The following is a 17103-nucleotide window of genomic DNA, read 5'->3' as shown; positions in this document are numbered from 1 at the left end:
TTCTCCGCCTCCGCCTTCAGCCTTTTCCCTCTTGCCCGCGCCCGCCGGCTGTGCTATCAAGGCCCGCATGGACGCTCCCCCCGCCGCGCCTTCCCGCCGCCCGCGCTTTTCGGCCGACGAGATCGCCGAGCTCGACCGGCGCTTCGAATCGGCCCCGCCCCAGGAGGTCCTGCGATGGGCCCTTTCGACGTTCGGAAAGTCCGCGGCCCTGGCCTGGAGCGGCGCCGAGGATGTGGCGGTCCTGGACATGATGTGGCGCATCGACCCCAAGGCCGTCCGCGTGTTCACGCTGGACACCGGCCGCCTCAATCCCGAAACCTACGAGTTCATCGACGAGGTGCGCGCCCGCTACGGGATCGACGTGGAGATCCTTTTCCCGGACGCCGCCGCCGTGGAACGGATGGTCCGCGAGAAAGGCGTCAACCTCTTCTACCGGTCGGTGGAAAACCGCAAGCTCTGCTGTCACGTGAGGAAGGTCGAGCCGCTCAACCGCATCCTGTCCACGTTGGACGCCTGGATCACGGGCCTTCGCCGCAGCCAGGCGGTCACGCGCGGGCGCGTCCGGAAGGTGGAACTGGATTACGCCCACGGCAGGATCGTGAAGATCAACCCGCTGGCCGACTGGACGACGCCGCAGGTCTTCGAGTACCTGGCCGCCCACGGCGTGCCCCGCAACCGGCTGCACGACCAGGGGTACGTTTCCATCGGCTGCGCCCCGTGCACGCGCGCCGTGCGTCCCGGCGAGGACGAGCGCGCCGGACGGTGGTGGTGGGAACGGCCGGAAGAGAAGGAGTGCGGGCTCCACCCCGCGCCGTAGGAAGGGAACCGGGACCAGAGCCTCTCTCCAGGGCCAGATCGCCGCGCGCCGGATCCCCTCTCCGAACGAGAGTATAGTGTCCCCTTCGGGTTTCCGCAAGCGGTCCGTTCTTCGTCAAGGAATCGCCGTGGGGTCGGCGATCGCGGGCTTGAGCGTCCAGGACTGGCGTCGCGCCAGATCCATGAGGCGCGGCGCGTGGAAGCCCGGCGGGAAAAGCCACCCCCAGAGCTTCGGGCTGTCTTCGGCGACGTGCCGCGCGCAGCCCAGCCGGGCGGGAGGAACCTCGACGGGCTCCTCCGAGGCCCCGCCGCGCAGCCGCGCGGCCAGGGCGCGGAGAAACGCCTCGGGCGGAACCCCCCGGCTTCCGAGCCACACGGTCGAGGGCAGCCGTCCATGGCGCCGCACGTAGCCGTCGGCCTCCTCGACCGCCCGCGCGAAGTCCTCCGCGTGCGCCCGCACGGGGGCGTCGAGCAGAGGAACCTCGCCCGTCGGGCCGAGCGGACCGTCCTCGAGCGTCACGGGTCCGCCCCGGGCCGCGAAGGCGCACAGAATCGCGAAGACCTCGGCCGCCGAGAGGGCGTATTCGCCGCGCCGCTGGTAGGTGACCTCTTCGCCCACCGCCGCGGCGATCTCGCGGATCTCCGCCTCCGTGAAGGTCCGCCCGCGGGCGCGGTCGCGGTACAGCCGCGCCGCGTCCGTCGCCGTGATGAAGCGGACGTCCGGGAAGGTCTTGATCCAGCGGATGTACGCCTCGAAAGTCTCGAACGCCGTCCGCGTCTCCTCGGGCGTCTTCCGGGGCGGGAGCTTCCACTCGCGGCGCGGCGGCGTGGCCCCCGCGGCGAAGTTGACGCCGTCCCAGAACTGCCGGTGGACCCACTCGCAGGGGTGGTAGAAGATGTGGACCACGCCGCCCCCTTCCGCCAGGAGCCGCTCGCGCGCCGCCGCGAAGCGCTTACGGGCGTCCTCCAGGTCCGCGGGCCCGCCCAGGCCGGTGCGCAGCGTGTGGGCGAGGCGGTAAAGCGTGAGGAGTCCGGCGTAATAGTGCGGCTTCTGGTCGAGCACGACGTGGCTTCCCGCGTCGAGGTACGCGACCATGCCCCAGCGGCGCATCGCGCCGTACGCCTGCGGGGCCCAGGAGCTTCCCGGCTGCCCGTAGCAGGTGGGGTTCCGTCCGAAGAGGCGCCGCAGATCCTCGACCCCGGGGCCCTCGCGACGCTCGAATTCCGCCACGCCTTCGTCCCACCCGAGGTCCGCCAGATACTGCGCCGGCGTCGGGTGGAGGCTGTGCCAGTTCGAGTGGTAACCGATCTCGTGGCGCCCAAGCGCCTCGATCACGTCCCGGCGGCCGCGGCGCTCCAGCGTGCGGGCCTTTTCGCCCACGACCTTGAAGGTCGCGCGGATCCCCTCGCGCGTCAGGAATTCCGCCAGGCGCCGCGCGGCGTCGTCGCTGGCCGGAAGGATGTAGTCCTCGGTGTCGAACCAGAGCGCCACGTAGAGCCGGGGCCCCGGCGCGGAGGCGGGCGGGGGGCCGGTCCGGGGCTCCGACACGCAGCCGAGGGTGAGGACGAAGATCGCCGGAAGCGTCGCGCGCATCAGATCCTCCCGATCGAATCGCGGGGTCCCGGATCTAAAGCCCTGCGGTCCCGTTCGTGGCCACGGCCGTCCGATTTCCGTCTCGGAAACCGACGGCTTCGATTACAATCCCGCCCGTCGGAGATGCTCCTCCACGGCGCGGAACTGGTGACCCGCGGCGCGGGACGCGAAATCCTTGCGGGGCTCCGCACGCCCCGCGAGGTGATCGCCCGCTGGGGCGTCCTTCCCGAGGGGGGTCGCGCCCGCAGCGCCGTCCGGGAACTGCGCCTTCCTCAAGGGCGGTTCTTCCTTAAGGTATACGCCTACTCGGGGCTCTGGCGGTTGCGGACGCTCTTTATCGTCTCCCGGGCGCGCCGGGAGTATCGCAACCTGCTGCGTCTGGCGGAGCTCGGCTTCGACGTTCCGGAACCCCTGGCGTACGGCCAGGAGCGGACGCTGGGATTCGTGAGCGTGAGCTTTCTTCTGACCCGGGCGGTCGAGCCGGCCGTGGGTCTGCGGGATCTGGCCGATCGGCCGGGCTCGGCGCCCTTCGCGCTGCCCGGGACGGCCGAACGGCGGGCGCTCCTGTCGGACTTCGCCCGGACGCTCCGCCGGGCGCACGACGCGGGATTCTTCATCCACACGCTGCGGGCCAAGAATCTCCTCCTCGGGCGGCGGGACGGGCGCTGGGCGCTGCATGTCCTCGACGTTCCTTTCGCCGGCATCTGGCGGTATCGGATCTTCCGGCGCGCCGGTCGCGTGCGGGATCTGGCCTGCCTCATGCGGGTGGGCCGGATGCTTCTGTCCCGGACCGACCGGATGCGCTTCGCGCGCGCGTACGGGGCGGACCGGACCCTCCTGCGCCGCGCTCAGGCCTATCAGGAGAAACACTACCCATGATCGCGATCCTTCTGGCCTGCGCTCTCCAGGAGCCCGTCGTCGAAGTCGAGGCCCGCCCCGCCGCGGTCTCCCCCAAGTTCCGCCTGCGCGACGGCGAGGACGGGTTCGCCGGCGAAAGCGTCTTCTCGCGGGAACTCGACGCGGAAGGATCCGTCCCCAGCCCGGGCGTCGCCGCGCGCCTCGTCTGGGAGGACTTCCGGCTCGAGGCGGGGTACCGGGAACTCCGGGCGCGTGGGGACGGAACGCTCGATGAGGACAAGAACTGGGGCGGCCGCGTCGTTCCGGCGGGGACCGAGAGCGACACGGACGTTCTTTTCCGCCACGTCGAACTCGGCGGATTCGGGATCGTGCCGCTGGCGGAAGGACTTCGTCTGGAGGCCGGGGCGTTCCTCGAGTACATGGTGGTGGACGCGGATCTCGGATTCGGGCGGACGCGCCTGGGGGGCGTTTTTCCGACGCCGCGCCTCAGGCTCGCGGCCGAACCCTGGCCGTGGCTTGAGCTCTACGCTTCGGCGGGCGGGTTTTTCGTCCCGTTCCGGAGCGGGGATACCTCGGTCCTCGATCCGATCGAGTACGCCTTCGGCGTTCGAGGCCGATGGGGGCCGATCTTCGCCGGGCTGGGGTACGAGCTCTACCACGTCCACCTCGAGGAGAACGCCCGGCGCGACGAGGAGGACATCGTCCATCTGCGGCTGCGGGGGCTGGTCTTTTCGATCGGCGCGTCCTTCTGAGGCGGCCGCGGAGTTCGGCCCGCGGCGGGGAATCTTCCACCCCGGCAGTGGAAACGCGGAGCGGAGCCTTATATCCTTCCGTCATGGGCAAGCCCGCGATCTTCCTGGACCGGGACGGGACGCTGATCGAAGACCGCGGTCCCCGGAGCGACCCCGCGCAGGTCTTGTTTTACCCGGGCCTCGAGGGGGCGTTGCGCCGCCTGGGCGGCGCCTTCGAGTTTTTCATCGTCGTTCCCCGGAATGGAGCGGCCGGGGGCCGTGTCCGTCCCGAGGACGCCCGGCGTGTGAATGACGCCGTGGTCGAACGCCTCGCCGGCGCCGGGGTTCCCGTCCGCGGCGTGTATTGCGGCCCGCCTCGGCGCGCCGACGGATGCGGAGGCGTCGAGCCGAATCCGCACTTCCTTTTCCGCGCCCGCGACGAGCACGGCGTGGACCTTTCACGCTCGTGGGTCGTGGGGGACCATCCGGCCGACATGGAGCTGGCGGCCGCCGCCGGGGCGCGCGGCGTTTATGTCCTGACGGGCCACGGGGAGAAACATCGCACGGAGCTCAAGGTTTCCTGCGCGGTCGTTCCCAGTCTGGTCGAGGCCGCGGAGGAGATCGCGCGGGTTCACGCGGCGCGCGTTCTGCGGGAGGGGGGGCTGGTGGCGTTTCCCACCGAGACGGTGTACGGCCTCGGGGCGGATGCGACCCACGAGGCGGCGGTGCGGAGGATCTTCGCGGTCAAAGGCCGTCCGGCCGGTCATCCTCTGATCGTTCATCTGGCCTCGGCGGAGGAGCTTGGGGAGTGGGCGGCCGAGGTTCCTCGGGAAGCCAGGATTCTCTCGGAGCGCTTCTGGCCGGGACCTCTGACGATCGTTCTGCGGCGGGGGGAGCGGGTGTCTCGGGTCGTGACGGGCGGCCAGGAAACGGTGGGGTTGCGGGTTCCCGCCCATCCGGCGGCGCGGGCGCTGCTCCGGGAATTCGGCGGGGGCGTGGCGGCGCCGTCGGCCAACCGGTTCGGGCGGGTCAGCCCCACGACGGCGGACCACGTGCGGCAGGATCTCGGGGAGGACGTGGATTTCATTCTCGACGGCGGTCCGTGCACCGTGGGGATCGAGTCGACGATCGTGGATCTTTCGGGGGAAGCGCCGGCGCTTCTGCGGCCCGGGGGAGTTCCGCGGGAGGCGCTGGAGGCGGCGCTGGGTCGGCCGGTTCCACCGGCCGGTTCGGGCGGCCCGCGCGCGCCCGGACGGCTGGCGTCGCACTACGCGCCCCGCGCGCGGGTGATCCTGGCCGAGCCGGGGACGCTGGAGGCGCGGGCGGCCGAGCTGCGGGCCCGGGGGGTGCGGGTGGAGATTCTGCGGCTTCCCGAGGATGGGGAGGCCGCGGCGCGGATGCTCTACGCCGCCCTGCGGGCGGCCGACGCTCGAGGGGTCGAGGCCGTGGTCGCGGCGGCGCCTTCCGAGGAGGGATTGGGGCTGGCGATCGCGGATCGCCTGCGGAAGGCCGCCGGAGGCCGCTCGGAGACGGAGCAACTCCCGTCCCCGGAGGAGCGTTCGTAAAGAAAGGAGACATCCTTTCGGGAGATTCGATCCGATGAGCCTGTTCCTTTTCGCCGGAGTGCTTCTTTTCCAGGCGGCCGCTCCGCAGGAGGCGCCTCCGCCGGACGAGCGGCAGCTGTACAAGCTGGGCCCGGACTCCCAGCGGCAGGAAGGCGTCCCGCGCGGCACGGTGACCAAGCGCTCGTGGAAAAGCCGGATCTTCGCGGGCACGGAGCGGGACTATTGGGTGTACGTTCCCGCCCAGTACGACGCCGCGCGTCCCGCCGCGGTCATGGTCTTTCAGGACGGCGGCAGCTACGTCAACGAGAACGGCGCGTTCCGGGTTCCCATCGTCTTCGATAACCTCATTCACCGGAAGGAGATCCCCGTCGTGATCGGGATCTTCATCAATCCGGGCGTCTTCCCCGCCGAAAAGCCGGGGGCCAAGCCCGTCTCCAACCGCAGTTTCGAGTACGACACGCTTTCGGATCAGTACGCGCGGTTTCTCATCGAGGAGATTCTTCCCGAGGTGGGCCGGCAGTACGTGCTGAGCCAGGATCCCAAGGATCGGGCGATCGGCGGGATCAGCTCGGGGGGAATCTGCGCCTTCACGGTCGCCTGGGAGCGGCCGGACCAGTTCTCCAAGGTGCTCAGTCACGTGGGCAGCTTCGTCAACATCCGGGGCGGGCACGTCTACCCGTCGCTCATCAGGAAGACCCGGCCGCCCAAGCCGATCCGGGTTTTTCTCCAGGACGGAGCCCACGACCTGGACAATGAGCACGGCAACTGGCCGCTGGCCAACCAGGAGATGGCGGCCGCGCTCAAGTTCGCCGGGTACGATTACCGCTTCGAATACGGCGTCGGAAAGCACTCGGGCGTCCACGGCGGGGCGATCCTGCCGGAGTCCCTGCGCTGGCTCTGGCGGCCGTGAAGGGGGACGCCGCCTGGGCGGCGCGTTCCGCGGCGTCGGCCCGGGCGAGGACGGCGCGTCCTTCGGAGGTCAGAACGGCCCCGCCGCCGCCGGGACCGCCCGGCGCCGCGCGCAGAAGGGGCGCGCCCCACGCGCGGGCCGCCGCGCGCGCCCGCAGCCAGGCGGTCCGGTAGGAAATCCTCAGCTCGCGCGCCGCCGCCGAGAGCGACCCCGTCCGCCCCACCGTCTTCAAGAGGTCGATGCGGTCGGGATCGAGCGTTCCGCGAGGACCCCGGAGCGTGACGCGCACGAGAGCCGGGGCGGAAGCGTCGGGCGTCACGGCCGCGGCCTTGACGAGCGCGAAGAGGGAACGTCCGGCGCGAAGTCCAAGCTCCCGGGCCGCGCGGCGCGTGACGAGGGCTTCGAGCGGAAATCCGGCGTCCAGGAGGACGGCCGCTCCCTCCGGAACGGCGCGCACCGCGAGGACGCGCGCCGGAAGGACGTTCCGGGCGCTCGTGCGGCCCGGGTGCCGGGCGCAGAGGACCACGTCCTCGGGGCGTACGAGGATCCGGACCCGCCGTCCCCGGGCGAGGTCCGGCCAGGGCCGCGCCGCCAGCAGCGCCTTTCCCACGGAGAGCCACGCGCAGGTCCCCTTTCGGTCGAGCGACCGGACGACGGCCTCGTAGCGGTTCATCGGTCCGGCCCGAGATAGGCGAGGGAGGTGGCTTTGAGGACGACGCCGACGGGCGCGCCGGGCCGAAGGTCGAGCGCGGCGGCCGCCTCGGGGGTCACGAGCGCCCGGAGCGGGGGGTCGGCGAGCTCCACGAGCACGGCGTCCCCGACGGGGGCCGCGCCCGCCACGCGCGCGGGGAAGACGTTCCGCGCCGAGAGCCCTCGCGGAAGCGGCAGGGCGCTCAGGAGAACATCGTGCGCGTAGCAGGCGAGGCGCACGTGGCCCGAGGCGCCGTCGGGAAGCGCGGCCGCCAGCTCCACGGAGCCCACCCGCACGCGTCCCGGGCCGGTCACGCTTCCGGAGAGATAGTTGTCGATGCGCCCTTCGCCGGCGCGCAGGACCGAGGGAGTCGGGCCGGAAGCGACGACCCGCCCTTCCTCGAGGCGGATCGCGCGGTCGGTCAGTCCGATCGTCTCGTCGGCCTGGTGGCTGACGAGGATCATGGGGATGCCGTAGCGGCGCCGGACGCGGTCGAGGAGGGCCATGGCTTCCCGGCGGCGCGGCTCGTCGAGGCCGGCGAAGGGCTCGTCGAGGAGGAGGACGCGCGGGCGGGAGAGGATCGCCCGCGCGAGGGCGGCGCGGCGTCGCTCGCCTCCGCTCAGGTGGCGCGGGCGGCGTTCGAGGAGCCCCTCGATGCCGAGCGCGCGGGGCACGTCGCCGAGGTCGCGCGCGTGCGGGCTGTAGAGGAGATTCTCGCGGACGGTGAGGTGCGGGAAAAGAAGCGCGTCCTGGGTCACGTAGCCCATCCGGCGCCGGTGGAGCGGGAGGGCGGAGAGGTCCTCGCCGTCCAGGACGACCCGGGCCCCCGGCTCGATGCCCGCGACGGCCTCGAGGAAGGTGGACTTGCCGCTTCCGCTGGGGCCCACGACGGCCAGCGCCGAGGCCTCGCAGGAGACGTCGGCGTCGAGGACGAAGCCTCCGGGCCGGCGGATCCGGGCGCGGACGTCGAGCCTCACCGGTCGAGCTCCAGGCGCCGGCGGTGGGCGCCGTCGAGGAGCCGCGCCGCGATTACGGTGGCCGCTCCGAGGGCGACGGAGAAGGCCACGAGGCCTGCGATCCGGGCCTCGCCGCCGGGGGCGTCGAGTTCCGCGTAGATCCGGAGCGGGATCGTTTCGGTGCGTCCCGGGATGCGGCCCGCCAGGACGATGGTGGCTCCGAATTCGCCGACGCCGCGGGCGAAGGAGAGCGCGGATCCCGCCAGGATTCCCGGCCAGGAGAGGGGCAGCGTGACGCGGAAGAACGTGGCCGCGGCCGAACGTCCCAGGCTGCGCGACGCGATTTCGAGGCGGGGATCGACCGCCTTCATGGCCAGTCCCGTGGAGAGCACCAGAAGGGGAAAGCCCACGACGGCCGCCGCGACGACCGCTCCTCCGAAGTGGAAGGCCACGGGCAGCCCGATCGCCTCGAGGGCGGCGCCCAGGGGGCCCCGCGGCGAGAAGAGCTTGAGGAGCCCGTATCCGAGGACCACGGGGGGCAGGACGAGCGGCAGGAGGACGAGCGCGTGGACCGCGCCGCGGGCGGGGGAGCGGGAGCGTTCGAGGAACCACGCCACGGCGACGGCGGGCGGCAGGCTCGCGAGCGTGGCCGTCAACCCCACGGCCAGGGAGAGTTCGAGAGGACCCATGGCGTTATGTAATCCATTATATAACGCCCGGGAGTGGGCCCGCGGCGGGTCAGGCCGCCGGGGCGTGCGGGGGGTGCGGGGCGTGGGCCTTTTCCCGGGCGGGGAAGAGCAGCGAGGCGGCCACGGAGAGGAAAAGCGTTCCGCCGATGACGGCCAGGGAAAGGGGCGTGGGAACCTTATAGGGGCTGTGGGCCAGAAGCATCTTGACCCCCACGAAGACGAGGATGAAAACGAGACCGAACTTGAGGAACCGGAAGGCCCCCATGAGGTGGGCGAGGAGGAAATAAAGCTGCCGGAGGCCCAGGATCGCGAAGACGTTCGAGGTGTAGATGAGGAACGTGTCCGGAGGCGTGACCACCGCGAAGATGGCCGGAACCGAGTCCACGGCGAAGACGACGTCCGTGGTTTCGACGACGATGAGCGTGATAAAGAGCGGCGTGGCCATGAGCCGTCCGTCCACGCGCGTGAAGAACTTCTGACCGTCGAGCTGCGGGGTCACGGGGAAAAGCCGCCGGAAGAGGCGGACGACGGGGTTCTTTTCGGGCTGGATCACGCCTTCCTTCTTCAGGAGGAGCTTGAGGCCGGTGAGAATCAGGATCCCGCCGAAAACGTAGGTGGTCCAGGCGAAGCGCTTCATAAGTTCCGTCCCGGCCACGATGAAGATGGCCCGGGTGACGATCGCTCCGAGGACTCCCCACATGAGGATCCGGGACTCGTACTCCCGCGGCACGCCGAAGTACGAGAAGATCATGAGGAAGACGAAGAGGTTGTCCACGCTCAGGGACTTCTCGACGAGGTAACCCGTCAGGAACTGGAGCGCGGCCTCCTTGCCGCGGAAGGAATAGACGACCACGTTGAAGACGAGGGCGAGGACCACCCAGATGATCGACCAGAGGATCGCTTCCTTCGGGCGCACCACGTGGGCCTTGCGCTGGAAGAATCCGAGGTCGATCGCCAGGGCCGCCACGACGAGGACGGCGAAGCCGATCCAGAGCAGAAGTTGCGTGCTCATCGGGGGCGCCCGCCGGGGCGTTGCATGGCCGGGAGTTCACCATAAAACCCGGGGCGCGCCAAGAAAAAAGCGCCGCGGCCGGAAGTTCTTATAATCGAGGGCGGCCTCCATGCGCGAGACCGTTCCCGGTGCGGACGCCTACGTCCTTTCGACCTGGCTTTTCCTGCGGCTCCTCGGGGTCGTTTATGGGGTCGCCTTCGTCTCTCTCGACCGGCAGATCCTGGGTCTGATCGGCAGCCGGGGCATTCTTCCGGTGCGGGACTTCCTGGCGCGCCACGGGCGGCGGAGGCTCCCGCTTTTTCTCGGCTGGCCGACGCTGGCGTGGTGGGCCTCTTCCGACCGGGCGCTCCGGGCGATGACGCGGGGCGGGGCGGCGCTGTCGATCCTCCTCGTGGCGGGGGTGGCGCCGATTCCCGTTCTGGCGCTCCTCTGGTTTCTCTATCTTTCGCTCGTTCGCGCGTGCGGAGAATTTCTTCATTACCAGTGGGACGCCCTGCTTCTCGAGACGGGGTTTCTGGCGATCCTTCTGGCGCCGCTCGAAATCCTGCCGAGCTTCCCGCCCGCGGCGGCCCCCTCGCCGATCGGCCGGGCGCTGGCGGTGTGGCTTCTCTTCCGCCTCCTGTTTTCTTCGGGCGTCGTCAAGCTCCGGAGCGGAGACCCGACGTGGAGGAGCCTCACGGCGCTCCGGTACCACTACGAGACGCAGCCCCTGCCGACGCCCCTGGCCTGGTACGCGCACCGCCTTCCGCCGTCCGTCCACCGGTTCTGCGCGGCGGTCCTCTTCGCGATCGAGCTCGGGGCTCCCTTTCTCCTCCTGGCGCCCGCCCCGTTCCGCCCGGTCGGGGCGCTTCTGATCGTGCTCCTCATGGGGGCGATCGCGGCCACCGGGAACTACGGCTTCTTCAATCTTCTCACGATCGCTCTGGTCGTGCCCGTCTTCGACGACGCGGCGCTCGGGGCGGCCGTCGCTTCCCTCGAGCCGTCGTTTCGGCTTCCTTCCGCGCCGCCCCCTCCCGTCGGGTGGGTGATCTTCACGGGGATCGTCGGCGCTCTCCTGGCCTTGCTTTCGGCGGACCCCGTGGCGCGGCTTTTGCTCGGGCGGAGCGTGCGGTGGCCCGGGCCGGTCGCGCGCGTGCTCGGCCGGTTGGACGCCTTCGGTCTGGTCCACCCGTACGGCCTTTTCGCCGTCATGACGACCACCCGTCCCGAGATCATCGTGGAGGGGAGCCGCGACGGGGTCGAATGGGCTCCGTACGAATTCAAGTGGAAGCCGGGGGACGTGCGCCGCGCGCCCCGCTTCGTGGCGCCTCATCAGCCCCGGCTCGACTGGCAGATGTGGTTCGCGGCGCTGGGGACTTCGGCGTCGTGCCCGTGGTTCGTGGACTTCGTGTCCCGGCTGCTCGAGGGATCGCCGGACGTTCTGGCGCTTCTGGCGCGCAACCCCTTCCCGGAGGCGCCCCCGAAGTACATCCGGGCCCTCGTCTACGAGTACCGGTTCACGAGCTTCGCCGAACGGCGACGGACGGGCGCGTGGTGGTCGCGGAAACCGGTGGCCCGGTATCTTCCGCCGGTGAGTCTTCCGGAGGCTTCGTCATGAGCGCCGCGCGGTCGCCGGTTCTTTTCGACGGCGACCGAGGGTATTGAGTCCGCTGGATCGCCTGGGTCGGGCGACAGGACGCGCGGGGGCGGTTCGAGGCCGTCCCGTATCCGAAGGCTCCTGGGCGCCGATGACGCCGGCGCTCGGGGCCTGACCGCGAACGTTCCGGGCGCGAACGCGCTTGACATCCCGCCGGCGGAATTCATAATAGGCCCTCATGTTCGGCGTGACGGTTCGGGCGGCCCGAATGCACCTCCGGTGTTGCTGTCCCTGTACCCGGGGGGCCGAGGACGAGGATCGCCGCGCCGCCGCCGGGGCCTGACCGGCCCGCGCGACTCCCGCCTCCTGCGGCTCCCCCTTTTCCGCGTTTCGTGTCCCTTCGGAAATTCCGGTGAGAAACCGTCCATGAACGTCGTCGCGCGATCGGTCGCGGTCTTCCTGACCGCGGGCCTTTCGGCCGCCTGCGGGCCGGGCGGCTCCGGGTCCGTCCCGCGGACGCTTCTGAACGCCTCCTACGACCCGACCCGGGCGCTCTACCGGGAACTCGGCGAGGGCTTCGCGCGCGACTACGCGGCGCGGACGGGCCGCCGCGTCGCCGTGCGCACGTCCCACGGGGGCTCGGCCGCCCAGGCGCGGGCCATCCTCGGCGGCCTGCGGGCGCACGTGGCGTCCCTGGCGCTCGGCTACGACCTCGAGATTCTGGCGGAGCGGGGCTTCGTGGCGGCCGACTGGGAAGGGCGCTTCCCGCATCGCGCGTGCCCTTACCGTTCGACCATCGTCTTTCTGGTGCGCCGGGGCAACCCCCGCGGGATCCGCGGCTGGGACGATCTTGTGCGGGACGATGTCCGCGTCATGACCGCCAACCCGAAGACCTCCGGCGGCGCCCGATGGGCCTTCCTGGCGGCCTGGGGGCACGTGACCGCGCAAGGCGGCACGCCGGCGCAGGCCGAGGACTTCGTCCGCCGCCTCTACCGCCGCGTGCCCGTCATGGACGCCGCCGCGCGCGCCGCGACCCTCACCTTCGTCCGCAAGAAGATGGGCGACGTCCTGCTGGCCTGGGAGAACGAGGCGTTCCTCGCGATGCGGGAGGAGGAGGACCGCTTCGAAATCGTGCGGCCGGAGGATTCGATCCTCGCGGAGCCTCCGGTGGCGCTCGTCGAGCGGAACCTGACGGACCCGGATCTGCGCGCCGCCGCCGAGGCGTTCGTCCGTTATCTCTACACGCCCGAGGCGCAGGAGGTCATCGCCCGCGCGGGATTCCGGCCCGCGGACCCGGCCGTGGCGGACCGCTTCCGTGACCGGCTGCCCCCGATCCGGCGGCTCTACACGGTCGCCGAGGTGGCCGGATCGTGGAAGGAGGCCCACCGGCGGTTCTTCGCGGACGGAGCGCTTTTCGACCGGATTCTCGAGGAGCCGCCGCGATGACCCGCCGGACGCTTCCCGGATTCCGCCCGACGATGGGGGCCACGCTCGTCTGGCTGGGGCTCCTGGTGCTCCTTCCGCTGGCCAGCCTTTTTTTCACGGCGGCGTCGCTTTCGCCGGCGGAGTTCTGGGCGGTGATCTCGAGTCCGCGGGCGCTGGCGGCCTATCGGGTGACGTTCGGGGCGGCGCTGGCGGCGGCGCTCCTCAACGGGGCGATCGGGCTTCTTCTGGCGTGGGTCCTCGTGCGGTACCGCTTTCCGGGGCGCAATCTCGTGGACGGCCTGATCGATCTTCCCTTCGCGCTTCCCACGGCGGTGGCGGGGCTGACGTTTGCGACCCTCTACGGGCCGGAAGGATGGTTCGGCCGGCTCCTGGCGCCCCTCGGGATCGAGCTGGTTCATACCCCCGGCGCGGTCGTCTGGGTGCTCACGTTCATCTCGCTTCCCTTCGTCGTGCGGGCGGTGGAGCCGGTCCTGGCGGATCTCGGACGCGAGACGGAGGAGGCCGCGCAGAGCCTGGGGGCCACGCGCTGGCAGACCTTCCGGTACGTTCTCTTTCCGAGCGTGCTTCCGGCGCTTCTGACGGGAGTGGCCCTGGCCTTCGCGCGCGCCGTGGGGGAATACGGCTCGGTGATCTTCGTCTCCGGCAACATCCCGTTCCGGACGGAGATCGCCTCGGTGCTCATCGTCAACCAGCTCGAACAGTACAAGTTCGGCGGGGCGGCCGCCGTGGCGGTGGTGCTCCTGGCGGCGTCCTTCTTCATCAACGGGGCGATCAATCTTCTCTCCCGGTGGAGCCGGCGCCATGAACCGTAACGGGTCCCAGGCGCCCTTCTGGGCGCGGTTTCTGCTGATCTTCCTGGCGCTCGCCGTGGCGGGCGTGCTGCTCCTGGCGCCGCTCCTCAACGTCCTGGCGGGAGCCTTCTCGCGCGGAGTCGGCCGGTATGTCGGGGCGCTCGCCGATCCGAACACGGTGCATGCGATCCTCCTGACCGTCTTCGTGGCGGGGATCGCCGTGGCCGTCAACACCGTCTTCGGGGTGGCCGCCTCGTGGGCGATCGCGAAATACTCGTTTCCGGGCAAGTCGCTTCTGGTGACCCTCATCGACCTTCCGTTTTCGGTGTCGCCGGTGATCTCGGGGCTCCTCTTCGTTCTCCTTTTCGGCGCCGAAAGCGTCCTCGGGCGGTGGCTCGAGGCGCGCGGCCTTCAGGTCCTTTTCGCGCCGCCGGGAATCGTGCTGGCGACGATCTTCGTGACGTTCCCGTTCGTGGCGCGCGAGGTGCTGCCCCTCATGGAGGCGGTGGGGAGCGACCAGGAGGAGGCGGCCGTGACCCTGGGCGCCACGGGCTGGCAGGCGTTCCGCTACGTGACGCTTCCGAACGTCCGCTGGGGGGTGCTCTACGGAGTGCTCCTCTGCACGGCGCGCGCGATGGGGGAGTTCGGGGCGGTCTCGGTGGTTTCCGGAAGGATCACGGGACAGACCGACACGCTGAGCCTGCGGGTGGACAAGCTCGACCAGGAGTATCAGACGCAGGCGGCTTTCGCGGTGGCGTCGCTTCTTCTGGTGTGCGCGCTGGCGACGCTTCTGGCGAAGAACTTTCTAGAATGGAAACTCAGGCGCGCGCTCGAGGAGGCGGCCCGGCCGCCGGAGACGCCATGAGCATCGAAGTCCGCAACGTCACGAAGAAGTTCGGCGCGTACGTCGCCGTGGACGACGTGACGGTCACCATTCCCTCCGGCCAGCTCGTGGCGCTTCTGGGGCCCTCGGGATCCGGGAAAACGACGCTGCTGCGGATCGTCGCGGGATTGGAGGTTCAGGACGCGGGGGAGGTGTGGATGAACGGGGCGGACGTGACCCGCACCCCCGCCCGGCAGCGCAACGTGGGCTTCGTCTTCCAGCATTACGCGCTCTTCAAGCACATGACGGTGGCGGAGAACGTGGGATTTCCGCTCAAGGTGCGGGGCGCTTCCCGGGAGGAGATCGACCGGTCGGTGCGGGATCTCCTGCGGCTGGTGCGGCTGGAGGGCTTCGAGCGGCGGTATCCCGCGCAGCTTTCGGGCGGCCAGCGCCAGCGGGTGGCGCTGGCCCGGGCGCTGGCGGCGCGGCCGTCCGTGCTGCTTTTGGACGAGCCCTTCGGGTCGCTCGACGCGAAGGTCCGCCAGGAACTGCGCCAGTGGCTCCGAAGGCTCCACGACGAGATTTCCGTGACGAGCGTCTTCGTGACCCACGACCAGGAGGAGGCGCTCGAGCTGGCGGACCGGATCATCGTCATGAACCGCGGCCGGGTCGAGCAGGAGGGGACCCCCCAGGAGATCTTCGAGCACCCCAAGACCCCCTTCGTCATGAGCTTCCTCGGGGCGGTCAACATCTTTCACGGACGCGTGGAGAAGGGGCGCGCGATCTTCGGGGGGCTGGAGGCCGAGTTCGACGGCCACGATCATGAGCAGCCCCGGCCGGCCCAGGGGTACGTGCGGCCCCATGAGCTCGACATCGACCGCACGCCCCGCGCCGAACGCAGCCTTTCGGCCACCGTCCGGCACGTCAACGCCGCGGGGGCGACCGTCAAGGTCGAGCTCGTCCTGCGCGACCATCAGACGGTCGTGCAGGCGTACCTCAGCCGGGAGCGCTATCAGGAGCTGGGACTCCAGCCGGGTGAGTCCGTGTACGTGGTGCCGCGCCAGCTTCGGATTTTTCTCGCCGACGAAGACGAGGACGAAGGTCCCGCGGCCGCGCCGCCGGGAAAGGAGAACGCCCCATGACGCCCAAGGCCACGCCGTACCGCTTTTCCGATTTCGTGACGGATCTCGAGCTCATCACGTCCGTCGCGACGCTCGACGAGGAGAAGATCCGGAAGATTCACCGGAAGATGAGGCTTCTCATTTCGGGCGAGGACTTTCTTCCGCCCGCCGCCAAGGTGCCCGCCCGGGACCACTACGCGCGGCATCTTATTCACGAGGACCCCAAGAAGCGGTTCGTCGTGGTCAGCCTCGTCTGGGGGCCGGGACAGGGAACGCCCATCCACGATCATTCGACGTGGGGGGTGGCCGGAATCCTGACGAACGAACTTCGGATCGTCAACTACGACCGGCTGGACGACGGCTCGCGGCCGGGCTACGCGGAGCTTCGCGAGGCCAGCTCGATCACCGCCCCGGCGGGAACGGTCCTCTACGTCCTTCCGCCGAACGACGAGATTCACCTTCTGGAAAATCCGACCGACCAGGTGACGATCTCGCTTCACGTCTACGGGCGGGAGATCACGGAGTGCAACCGCTACGACCTGGCGGCCAAGTCGTATCGGCCGTGGAAGCTGTCGTACGACCGGGTGCCCGTGGCGGAATCCGGCCAACCCCCGGCGTGAGCGGAGGCCTCATCCGCCCGCGCGTTTGGAGCGGAAGCCGAACTCGAGGAGCACTTCGGCGATCGCGTCGCGGTGGTCGCCCTGGATCTCGAGCGTCCGTCCGCGCACCGTGCCGCCCGTGCCGCACGCGCGCTTGATCCGGCGCGCGATCTCGTCCAGGTCCACCGCCGTGCCGGGGTTGAATCCCTCGACGATGACGACCTCCCGTCCGCCGCCGCGCTTTTCGCGCCGGAGCTTGAGGATCTCGGGATAGAGCTTGCGCGCGGGCGGGTCGGGCGGTCCCGGAGGAAGGACGCATCCGCAGGGCGGCGGAGGGAGCTTCCCGCACCGGGGGCAGGGAACATTCAGGGGCACGCGGAGGATTGTAGGACGCGAAGCCGGATTTCGGAACCGTTTCGTGATACGATCCTGCCCATGGATCGGGACGATCGCCTGGGGGAGGTGCTGGGGCGGGCGTCGCGGGAGGAGCTTCTGGACCTGGCGGCGGTCGCGCACGGGCTGGAGGCTCCCCCGGAGCCGTGGCGGGAGGCTCCCGAGGAGGAGCTTCGGGCGCGGGTGCGGCGCGAGCTGGGGTATCAGGGATCTTCGAGTCTGGCTTTTCTCTGGAGGCGGGTGACGCGGGGGACGGAGGCGGCGGGCGCGGCGTACGAGCAGGTCGTGGACGGGCTGGCGGAGGCGTCACGCCTGAGCGCCGCGTTCGTCCGGCGGGTGGGGGAAGCTCTGGGGGACCATCTGCGGGCGAAGGAGATGCTCCTTTCGATGATCGTGGCGTCGGATGAGGCGCCGGCGGTCGCGGGGGGAGCGGAGTTCCTGCGGCGGGGGCTTCGGGCGCTGGAGGGGCGGGACGGAGCGGCGTACCGTCGGATCGTCCGCCTGGCCGGAACGCTGGCGGGGACGGCGCTTC

Annotated in this window: 18 protein-coding genes; 12 read left to right on the top strand and 6 right to left on the bottom strand. The window is 70.5% G+C overall.

Going from position 1 to position 17103, the window contains the following annotated elements:
- Positions 1-67 precede the first annotated feature (67 nt).
- Positions 68-817 carry a phosphoadenylyl-sulfate reductase gene (locus VNO22_11410; protein ID HXG61977.1) on the top strand — a complete coding sequence of 250 codons (750 nt, stop codon included), beginning with the start codon at positions 68-70 and terminating at the stop codon, positions 815-817.
- 114 nt (positions 818-931) lie between these two features.
- Here the strand turns inward: VNO22_11410 and VNO22_11405 are convergent, their stop codons facing one another.
- Positions 932-2410 carry a polysaccharide deacetylase family protein gene (locus tag VNO22_11405; GenBank protein ID HXG61976.1) on the bottom strand — a complete coding sequence of 493 codons (1479 nt, stop codon included), beginning with the start codon at positions 2408-2410 and terminating at the stop codon, positions 932-934.
- A 123-nt stretch (positions 2411-2533) separates the two neighbouring features.
- Between VNO22_11405 and VNO22_11400 the strand changes: the two genes are divergently transcribed.
- The 4 genes from VNO22_11400 to VNO22_11385 all read left to right on the top strand — a co-directional run bounded on the left by VNO22_11400 (position 2534) and on the right by VNO22_11385 (position 6474).
- Entirely contained in the window at positions 2534-3289 is a 756-nt protein-coding gene (locus tag VNO22_11400) for a lipopolysaccharide kinase InaA family protein (protein HXG61975.1), read from the top strand.
- Positions 3286-4020 (top strand): hypothetical protein, encoded by a 735-nt coding sequence (locus tag VNO22_11395; GenBank protein ID HXG61974.1) that lies wholly within the window; start codon positions 3286-3288, stop codon positions 4018-4020. The genes VNO22_11400 and VNO22_11395 overlap by 4 nt, the downstream gene beginning before the upstream one ends.
- A gap of 83 nt (positions 4021-4103) precedes the next feature.
- Positions 4104-5564 carry an L-threonylcarbamoyladenylate synthase gene (locus VNO22_11390; protein HXG61973.1) on the top strand — a complete coding sequence of 487 codons (1461 nt, stop codon included), beginning with the start codon at positions 4104-4106 and terminating at the stop codon, positions 5562-5564.
- Between the two features lie 34 nt (positions 5565-5598).
- Positions 5599-6474 (top strand): alpha/beta hydrolase-fold protein, encoded by an 876-nt coding sequence (locus VNO22_11385; protein HXG61972.1) that lies wholly within the window; start codon positions 5599-5601, stop codon positions 6472-6474.
- Here VNO22_11385 and VNO22_11380 read toward each other — a convergent pair.
- From VNO22_11380 to VNO22_11365, 4 genes are read right to left on the bottom strand one after another with little or no spacing between them, the layout of a single operon-like run.
- On the bottom strand, positions 6365-7147 hold the full coding sequence (locus VNO22_11380) for a TOBE domain-containing protein (protein ID HXG61971.1): 783 nt from the start codon (positions 7145-7147) through the stop codon (positions 6365-6367). The genes VNO22_11385 and VNO22_11380 overlap by 110 nt on opposite strands.
- Positions 7144-8142 (bottom strand): ATP-binding cassette domain-containing protein, encoded by a 999-nt coding sequence (locus VNO22_11375; GenBank protein ID HXG61970.1) that lies wholly within the window; start codon positions 8140-8142, stop codon positions 7144-7146. Before VNO22_11375 ends, VNO22_11380 begins: the two co-directional genes overlap by 4 nt.
- Positions 8139-8810 carry a molybdate ABC transporter permease subunit gene (modB, locus tag VNO22_11370; GenBank protein ID HXG61969.1) on the bottom strand — a complete coding sequence of 224 codons (672 nt, stop codon included), beginning with the start codon at positions 8808-8810 and terminating at the stop codon, positions 8139-8141. The genes VNO22_11375 and modB overlap by 4 nt, the downstream gene beginning before the upstream one ends.
- A gap of 49 nt (positions 8811-8859) precedes the next feature.
- Entirely contained in the window at positions 8860-9822 is a 963-nt protein-coding gene (locus VNO22_11365; GenBank protein HXG61968.1) for a TerC family protein, read from the bottom strand.
- 109 nt (positions 9823-9931) lie between these two features.
- Between VNO22_11365 and VNO22_11360 the strand changes: the two genes are divergently transcribed.
- From VNO22_11360 to VNO22_11335, 6 genes are all read left to right on the top strand, one after another.
- Positions 9932-11419, top strand: coding sequence for a lipase maturation factor family protein (locus VNO22_11360; GenBank protein ID HXG61967.1), 1488 nt, complete (start codon positions 9932-9934; stop codon positions 11417-11419).
- 405 nt (positions 11420-11824) lie between these two features.
- Positions 11825-12844, top strand: a complete 1020-nt coding sequence (locus VNO22_11355) for a sulfate ABC transporter substrate-binding protein (protein ID HXG61966.1) — start codon at positions 11825-11827, stop codon at positions 12842-12844.
- Entirely contained in the window at positions 12841-13656 is an 816-nt protein-coding gene (gene cysT, locus VNO22_11350) for a sulfate ABC transporter permease subunit CysT (protein ID HXG61965.1), read from the top strand. Before VNO22_11355 ends, cysT begins: the two co-directional genes overlap by 4 nt.
- Positions 13646-14500, top strand: coding sequence for a sulfate ABC transporter permease subunit CysW (gene cysW, locus VNO22_11345; GenBank protein ID HXG61964.1), 855 nt, complete (start codon positions 13646-13648; stop codon positions 14498-14500). Before cysT ends, cysW begins: the two co-directional genes overlap by 11 nt.
- Positions 14497-15600 (top strand): sulfate/molybdate ABC transporter ATP-binding protein, encoded by a 1104-nt coding sequence (locus tag VNO22_11340; protein ID HXG61963.1) that lies wholly within the window; start codon positions 14497-14499, stop codon positions 15598-15600. The genes cysW and VNO22_11340 overlap by 4 nt, the downstream gene beginning before the upstream one ends.
- Complete coding sequence (locus tag VNO22_11335) at positions 15597-16199, top strand: cysteine dioxygenase family protein (GenBank protein ID HXG61962.1); 603 nt, start codon at positions 15597-15599, stop codon at positions 16197-16199. Before VNO22_11340 ends, VNO22_11335 begins: the two co-directional genes overlap by 4 nt.
- Before the next feature lie 9 nt (positions 16200-16208).
- On the opposite strand, the gene VNO22_11330 is transcribed toward VNO22_11335, so the two are convergent.
- On the bottom strand, positions 16209-16553 hold the full coding sequence (locus VNO22_11330; protein ID HXG61961.1) for a translation initiation factor: 345 nt from the start codon (positions 16551-16553) through the stop codon (positions 16209-16211).
- 60 nt (positions 16554-16613) lie between these two features.
- Between VNO22_11330 and VNO22_11325 the strand changes: the two genes are divergently transcribed.
- Positions 16614-17103: hypothetical protein (locus VNO22_11325; GenBank protein HXG61960.1), on the top strand; the 490-nt coding region annotated here is incomplete at its 3' end.

The organism is Planctomycetota bacterium, from assembly GCA_035574235.1.
In the GTDB taxonomy this organism is placed as follows: domain Bacteria; phylum Planctomycetota; class MHYJ01; order MHYJ01; family JACPRB01; genus DATLZA01.
Note: the sequence above shows the minus strand (reverse complement) of the source record. Positions and strands in the feature narration are given on the sequence as shown.

What these genes read in the sequence shown, in the direction of transcription:
- VNO22_11410 (HXG61977.1), top strand. Translation starts at nt 68, where the DNA reads ATGGACGCTCCCCCCGCCGCGCCTTCCCGCCGCCCGCGCTTTTCGGCC.
- VNO22_11405 (HXG61976.1), bottom strand. Translation starts at nt 2,410, where the DNA reads ATGCGCGCGACGCTTCCGGCGATCTTCGTCCTCACCCTCGGCTGCGTG.
- VNO22_11400 (HXG61975.1), top strand. Translation starts at nt 2,534, where the DNA reads ATGCTCCTCCACGGCGCGGAACTGGTGACCCGCGGCGCGGGACGCGAA.
- VNO22_11395 (HXG61974.1), top strand. Translation starts at nt 3,286, where the DNA reads ATGATCGCGATCCTTCTGGCCTGCGCTCTCCAGGAGCCCGTCGTCGAA.
- VNO22_11390 (HXG61973.1), top strand. Translation starts at nt 4,104, where the DNA reads ATGGGCAAGCCCGCGATCTTCCTGGACCGGGACGGGACGCTGATCGAA.
- VNO22_11385 (HXG61972.1), top strand. Translation starts at nt 5,599, where the DNA reads ATGAGCCTGTTCCTTTTCGCCGGAGTGCTTCTTTTCCAGGCGGCCGCT.
- VNO22_11380 (HXG61971.1), bottom strand. Translation starts at nt 7,147, where the DNA reads ATGAACCGCTACGAGGCCGTCGTCCGGTCGCTCGACCGAAAGGGGACC.
- modB (HXG61969.1), bottom strand. Translation starts at nt 8,810, where the DNA reads ATGGGTCCTCTCGAACTCTCCCTGGCCGTGGGGTTGACGGCCACGCTC.
- VNO22_11365 (HXG61968.1), bottom strand. Translation starts at nt 9,822, where the DNA reads ATGAGCACGCAACTTCTGCTCTGGATCGGCTTCGCCGTCCTCGTCGTG.
- VNO22_11360 (HXG61967.1), top strand. Translation starts at nt 9,932, where the DNA reads ATGCGCGAGACCGTTCCCGGTGCGGACGCCTACGTCCTTTCGACCTGG.
- VNO22_11355 (HXG61966.1), top strand. Translation starts at nt 11,825, where the DNA reads ATGAACGTCGTCGCGCGATCGGTCGCGGTCTTCCTGACCGCGGGCCTT.
- cysT (HXG61965.1), top strand. Translation starts at nt 12,841, where the DNA reads ATGACCCGCCGGACGCTTCCCGGATTCCGCCCGACGATGGGGGCCACG.
- cysW (HXG61964.1), top strand. Translation starts at nt 13,646, where the DNA reads ATGAACCGTAACGGGTCCCAGGCGCCCTTCTGGGCGCGGTTTCTGCTG.
- VNO22_11340 (HXG61963.1), top strand. Translation starts at nt 14,497, where the DNA reads ATGAGCATCGAAGTCCGCAACGTCACGAAGAAGTTCGGCGCGTACGTC.
- VNO22_11335 (HXG61962.1), top strand. Translation starts at nt 15,597, where the DNA reads ATGACGCCCAAGGCCACGCCGTACCGCTTTTCCGATTTCGTGACGGAT.